Origin of the sequence: Pseudoalteromonas sp. SG43-5, from assembly GCF_014164345.1 — a bacterium.
GTDB lineage: Bacteria > Pseudomonadota > Gammaproteobacteria > Enterobacterales > Alteromonadaceae > Pseudoalteromonas > Pseudoalteromonas distincta.
In genome coordinates this window covers 142,191-148,309 of record NZ_JACJFA010000010.1, presented here as the reverse complement: position 1 = coordinate 148,309, position 6,119 = coordinate 142,191, and the positions used below count along the sequence as shown (strand labels likewise).

Genomic DNA, 6,119 nt, shown 5'->3' with positions numbered 1-6,119 from the left:
GCCTGGTGATAACATCAAGATGACAGTAACTCTAATCGCACCAATCGCGATGGATGAAGGTCTTCGTTTTGCTATCCGTGAAGGTGGTCGTACTGTAGGTGCTGGTGTTGTAGCAACTATCGTAGAGTAATAATTAACTTTTAAGTTAATTGTTAGAAAAAAGGTCACTCAGGTGGCCTTTTTTAATGCCTGAAGAAAAGTGTCATATGAAGGTGGTGCTCTTACCTTAAGCGTAGGTACTTTGTAGCAACAGTCAAAGAGTAATAATTAACTTTTAAGTTAATTGTTAGAAAAAGGTCACTCAGGTGGCCTTTTTTAATGCCTATAGAAAAGTGATTAGCTCCTATATAGCTTTATTGCCGTAGCTTGGGTTGAGTTTTGCGAAGCCTGAGGAAAAAGGTTGCTGAAAATAACTATAAGCACGGCTAGGCCGCGCTTATATTGAGTTGGCTCTAGGTCTTTTAGCCAATTACTAATATATGATAAAAGCTTTAGTGTTTCTTCGCATACTCTTGCGCTTGTTTTAAAACTCTTAATAAATTGCCACTTAAAATCTTTTTAATATCTTTGTCGCTGTAATCTCTATCCATTAAACCTTGGACAAGATTTGGGTAGCTAGATACATCTTTTAAGCCGATAGGTAATGAGTCGCCAACTCCATCATAATCAGAGCCAATACCTACATAATCAATACCAATTAGCTCAACTACGTGATCAATATGGTCAAGTACTTGCTCAAGACTTGCAAATGGATACGGATTTTTAGCACGGTACGCAGCATCAAAATCTTTACTTAACTTAGTGCCTTCTTTTTTAGCTGACTCTTTTGTACTTTTTAATTGCTTGCCCCAACTACCTGCTTTAGCGGTAACAAAGCTTGATCCAAAGTTGATTTGAATAACGCCGCCATTTTCTTTCAGCGCTAATAGCATATCGTCATTCATATTACGCTCAAAGCCAGGCGTGTATTTACGAAGTGATGAATGAGAGGCAATTACTGGTGTTTTAGAAAGCTCCATAACCTGATAAAACGCATCATCAGAAATATGCGATACGTCAATTAGCATGCCTATATTATTCATTTCAGTGACAAGCTTTTTACCAAATGGGCTTAAGCCTTTCCATTTACGGCGTATATCGTAAGACGAATCCGAAATATGGTTGCTTTGCGAGTGCGCTAGCGTGATGTAACGAATGCCACGGTCGTAAAAGTGCTGAAGGTTTTTCATATCACCTTCGATTGGAGAGCCATTTTCCATACCCATGGCTATAGACAGCTTACCTTGTTTAAATTGCTCTTCAATATCAGAGCTTGAGCTCGCAATAGCAAACTTATCGGGTGCGCGCTGGACTATGGCTTCCATACTATCAATCATTTGATTGGCTAGCTGGTAGCTTTTTCCTTTACCTTCAAATTCCAAATGCGCAGGAATATAAATCGACATAAATGGGGCGTTTAAACCGCCTTTTACAGCGCGAGGATAGTCAAAATCGCCATCACTAGTTGCTTTGGTTACATCAACCCAGCTTTCGTGAATTCGATAAGGTACGTCAATATGGGTATCAATTAAAATGGTATCTTTAGCGAGTTTAATTGCCTTATCAGATGCTGTTATTGTTTGTTCTGCTTGGGCTTGACTAGTTAAAGCTAGTGATATGGCTACCACTAGAGTGCTGAGTTTTATCATGTTTTGGCTCTTTGGGTAAAAAGCCATTGTGTACGTTCAATTCAAAAGTTACAAGTACTACGCCCTAATCAAACGACTGTGCTTGATGCTCTTCACTTTGCAGCGCTTTAAATTCGCCTTTTGAAATTATAGTTACAGACTCATGTAATTCTGAGAAAAATACCATGGCTTCGCCATTTTTAAGCTGTAGCTTAACTTGGTTAACTTTAGATTCGATGCTTGCCTCTACTTCACCATAATCGGTACCTTCGCGTAATACGTAGCTTTCGATTAAGTTATAAAGAGTGTCTTGATCGAGTTGTTCAAAAGGGATAATCATTACTACTTGTTACTCGCTTTATTTGATACGTGCTGGCTAAAATAATGAGGGACGGCTTTTTCTAACCAAAATATAGGTTTAAACGGATTTTTACCGCTAATAAAACCAACATGCCCGCCCTTGTCAGAGATGCGCAGCGTAACATGCTCACTTACGTCTTGCCTACTCGGTACGGCTTTAATTGAGAGCATAGGGTCGTCTTTGGAATGAATAATAAGTGTGGGTACAGCGATATCTTTCAAATACGGCATAGCACTGGCTTTACGGTAGTAATCGTGTGCGTTTTCAAAACCATGTAGAGGGGCTGTTAACTGATTATCAAACTCTAATAAATCGTCAATTTTCATTAACTGTTTTGGCGTTAATGAAATTTGCTGCTTAATTTGTGGCAGCTTTCGCTGCATTGATTTTTTCATCCGATCGAGCAGATATTTTTGGTAAATTTTACCTAAGCTTTTACGAATAACATCGCTCGATGACGACAAATCATAAGGAGCAGATACTACCGCTGCTGCACTTAATGGGCATTTTTCGCGTTCTTCACCTAAGTATTTGGCAAGTACGTTACCGCCCAACGAAAAACCAACAGCGACCATAGTGCGCTTAGGAAATTGCAGCTTTAAGTGATTTATAAAAAAAGCTAAATCGGCGGTGTCACCGCTGTGATAAGCACGAGGTAGGCGATTTACTTCGGTTGAGCAATTTCTAAAGTGCATAAGCACAACTGCATAACCTTGTTTTTTTAATGCCTTCATCATGCCTTTGGCATAAAAGCTATTTATATTGCCTTCGAGTCCGTGCAAAACAACAGCAAGTGGTGCGGTTTCATTATGTGGAAGTGACCATGCAAGCTCAATAAAGTCACCATCAGGTGTATCAAGTTGCTCAAGTTCGTAGGACGTATTGTGAAATGGGCGGAAAAAACGCGGCATTATGGTCTGAACGTGACGATTGGTCATCCACCATGCTGGTTTGAACTGAGAGATCATGTTTGTACTACGCACTTTGTATTAAACGAAAAGCTAGTGTATCAAATTTTTCGCTTCAGAAAATAAAAAGCGCCTAACTAGTAAACTAATAAGGCGCTTTAGTGCGTCGTGCTTAATTTTATTCGGGAATTTCTGCATCATGTATTTTTTTCAAAAAGAAAAAAGCAAAAAAGATACACAAAGAAACAACGATGGTTAAAAACCCAAAAGACATAAATAAAACTGGATCTGTAAAAAAGTCTCTAAAGAATACGTTCATGAGTTGCTCCCCCTCGTTGTTGATGGGTTAATCATAAGCGGTGTTTGCAGGTCGCAACGTGATCGAGATCAAGTTATTTTTCTAAGCAGGTGTAGGAGTGAAGCTAAGTTGATTTAGATCATGTTTTAAGGGTTGGTAAGTTATTACCACTGAGAGCTAAGAGAGTTTTCTCTTAAAATAGTAAGCTGATCGTAACTCATTTTTTTTCACTTTATCTAAAAGCGTAGCGCTTTAAACTTTTTTGAGTAAGCCACTTAAAGATTTTTTGCACAAAGAGAAAAGAATGAGAAGTAAATGCGGGGAGATCAATGAACTACTTGAGCTGTACTAGCTCAGACTTGATCTGACAGTTACCCATTTTCACCTGGGTAATTTAGTTTGTTTTCCTCTAAAAGCGAAGCGCCTCTTAACCTCTTTGTGAATAAATCACTTAAAGGTTTTTTGCACAAAGAAAAGAGAATGAGCAGTGGAAGAGGGCACAAAAAGTAGCAGCCTAAGTGGCTTTCACATATAGCTCAATATTGTTTGGCTCTGTATGTTTGACTAATTCAAACTCATTTATTGCTGAAATCAACATATGTTGCTGTTGTTTTTCAAGCTTCAGCTCTGCGTTTAGCAACTCTTCGCGTATTGTGGCGTAATCACTTATTGTATTCTGATTAGCTTTTAAATAGCTGCGTGCGGCGCGCAGAGGCTGTAATGCGTGAGTATCAAAATCACTAGTTACATTTATTAACTCATTTAGCTGTTGGGTATTAATACTTAAATTTAATGAGTCTAAATAAAGCAGTAATAAGCATAAATTAACGTTTTTTCCTTGCTGGTTTTGTAGTGCCAGCAAGGTTGTTTGTTGATCAGGCTTTGCGTACAAAGTGCACGCAAATTGCCAAAAATGGTCGCTATTGAGCAAGTTCATCGGCGAATGCCTGCTCTTTTTCTTCCATTTCTTCAAGTGCCATAAGTAACTCTTCTTCAACGTCGTTAAGTTTAGGCGTAAGGGTTGCTTGCTTGGCTAATAACTCTTTAAGCTTGGCTTTGTTGTCGTCGTTGTAGAGTTCGTTATCACCTAAGGTCACTTCAACTTCACTTAACTCGGCGGTGAATTTATCGAGTTGCTTTTCAAGCTTTTCAATTTGCTTTTTAAGTGGTTGAGTGGCCTTTCTAAACTCAGCCTCTAGGCGTTTTTGCTCTTTACGGTTAACACCTGGATTTGCTTTAGGCTCGTCGCTTTGCTGCGCTTTAACCGCTTCTTTATTGGCATTGAGTAACCACTGGTAATACGCATCTAAGTCGTAACCAAACTGGGTTACTTTGCCGTCATCTACTAAGTAAAACTCATCGGCGGTATTTTTAAGCATGTGGCGGTCGTGTGATACGGTAACCATAGCGCCTTCAAAGCCTTGCAGTGCCATAACAAGTGCATGGCGCATTTCTAAATCAAGGTGGTTAGTTGGCTCATCGAGAAGCAGCAGGTTTGGCTTTTGATATACCAACATGGCAAGTACTAAACGTGCTTTTTCGCCGCCCGAAAAAGGGGCTACAGGCTCAAGTGCTTTATCGCCAATAAAGGCGAAACCACCTAAAAAGTCACGTAGTGATTGCTCAGTGGCTTTTGGGTCGAGGCGTTGTAAGTGCATTATTGCACTGGCTTTTAAATCAAGAGATTCAAGTTGATGCTGCGCAAAGTAACCAATATTTAATCCGTGATGCTGAACAACTTCGCCCGCTTGCGGCTCTAAATCACCAGAAAGCAGTTTAATTAACGTTGATTTACCTGCGCCATTTCGACCAAGTAAAGCAATTCGGCTACCTGGTACAAGGTTTAGCTCTATATTATTTAAAATGGTGACGTCACCATAACCCGCTTTGGCTTTATCTATTGTCATTAGTGGGTTTGGTAATGCTTTTGGCTCTGCAAACTCAAAGTTAAATGGCGAGTCGGCATGTGCCGGCGCTAGTTTTTCCATGCGTTCAAGCGCTTTCACACGGCTTTGTGCTTGTTTAGCTTTACTGGCTTTTGCTTTAAAGCGCGTTATAAACTGCTCAAGGTGAGCAATTTGATCTTGTTGCTTATCAAACATTGCTTGTTGTTGTAGTAAGCGCTCTGCTTTTTGGCGCTCAAACTGCGAGTAGTTACCTTTGTACACGTTAATAAGTTGCTTATCTACGTGCCAAATTTGATCAACCACCGCATCTAAAAACTCACGGTCATGCGATATAAGTACAAGGGTGCCGGTGTAAGCGCGTAAAAAGCGTTCAAGCCAATAAACGGCATCTAAATCAAGGTGGTTTGTTGGCTCATCGAGTAATAGTAAATCGGCGTCGCGTATTAATGCTTGGGCAAGGTTTAAACGCATACGCCAACCACCCGAAAACGAGCTTACAGGATTTTCTATAAGGTTATTAGCAAAGCCTAAGCCGTGTAATAGCTCACCTGCGGTTGATTCAATGCTATAGCCTTTAATGTTTTCAAGCTGAATATGTACTTTAGCTTGTGTGTCGCCATCGTTGTTTTTCTCGGCCTCACGCAGTGCTATACGCATTGCGTAGTATTCTGGGTGGCCTTGAAGTACATAATCAATCGCGCTTATTTCAAGTGCAGGTGTCTCTTGCTTAACAGAGGCGATAGACCAATCTTTTGGAATGCTGCAGTTACCGGCATCTAGTTGTAGTTCTGATTTTAGTAAACCAAATAACGTTGATTTTCCACAGCCATTAGCGCCAACAAGGCCTACTTTGTGTTCTGGAAATAACGTAGCTGATGCGTTTTTTAATAAGGCTTTACCGCCACGAAGTAGTTCTATTTCTGAGATTTGGATCATGAATGCGTTACTTTGCTGTGCCCTTGTTAAGTTGGCGCTATC

The 6,119-nt window shown here is 40.1% G+C and carries 5 protein-coding genes and 1 pseudogene; 1 reads left to right on the top strand and 5 read right to left on the bottom strand.

Annotation, left to right across the window (positions count from 1 at the left end; translation table 11 throughout):
• Positions 1–130 (top strand): annotated as a pseudogene (locus H5161_RS12405) (elongation factor Tu); the annotation flags it as partial.
• A gap of 361 nt (positions 131–491) precedes the next feature.
• Here H5161_RS12405 and H5161_RS12400 read toward each other — a convergent pair.
• From H5161_RS12400 to H5161_RS12380, 5 genes are all read right to left on the bottom strand, one after another.
• On the bottom strand, positions 492–1,688 hold the full coding sequence (locus H5161_RS12400; protein WP_024606595.1) for a dipeptidase: 1,197 nt from the start codon (positions 1,686–1,688) through the stop codon (positions 492–494).
• A 64-nt stretch (positions 1,689–1,752) separates the two neighbouring features.
• A complete protein-coding gene (locus H5161_RS12395; protein WP_182671841.1) occupies positions 1,753–2,007 on the bottom strand; it encodes a YheU family protein in 255 nt (84 codons plus the stop codon).
• Positions 2,008–2,009: 2 nt separating this feature from the next.
• On the bottom strand, positions 2,010–2,996 hold the full coding sequence (locus tag H5161_RS12390) for a hydrolase (protein ID WP_024606596.1): 987 nt from the start codon (positions 2,994–2,996) through the stop codon (positions 2,010–2,012).
• Between the two features lie 752 nt (positions 2,997–3,748).
• A complete protein-coding gene (locus H5161_RS12385; RefSeq protein WP_182733745.1) occupies positions 3,749–4,171 on the bottom strand; it encodes a TIGR02444 family protein in 423 nt (140 codons plus the stop codon).
• Positions 4,155–6,077 (bottom strand): ATP-binding cassette domain-containing protein, encoded by a 1,923-nt coding sequence (locus tag H5161_RS12380; RefSeq protein WP_008165349.1) that lies wholly within the window; start codon positions 6,075–6,077, stop codon positions 4,155–4,157. The genes H5161_RS12385 and H5161_RS12380 overlap by 17 nt, the downstream gene beginning before the upstream one ends.
• Between the last annotated feature and the right edge of the window lie 42 nt (positions 6,078–6,119).

Coding starts and splice junctions, on each gene's coding strand:
- H5161_RS12380 (WP_008165349.1), bottom strand. CDS start 6,077: ATGATCCAAATCTCAGAAATAGAACTACTTCGTGGCGGTAAAGCCTTA.
- H5161_RS12390 (WP_024606596.1), bottom strand. CDS start 2,996: ATGATCTCTCAGTTCAAACCAGCATGGTGGATGACCAATCGTCACGTT.
- H5161_RS12395 (WP_182671841.1), bottom strand. CDS start 2,007: ATGATTATCCCTTTTGAACAACTCGATCAAGACACTCTTTATAACTTA.
- H5161_RS12400 (WP_024606595.1), bottom strand. CDS start 1,688: ATGATAAAACTCAGCACTCTAGTGGTAGCCATATCACTAGCTTTAACT.
- H5161_RS12385 (WP_182733745.1), bottom strand. CDS start 4,171: ATGAACTTGCTCAATAGCGACCATTTTTGGCAATTTGCGTGCACTTTG.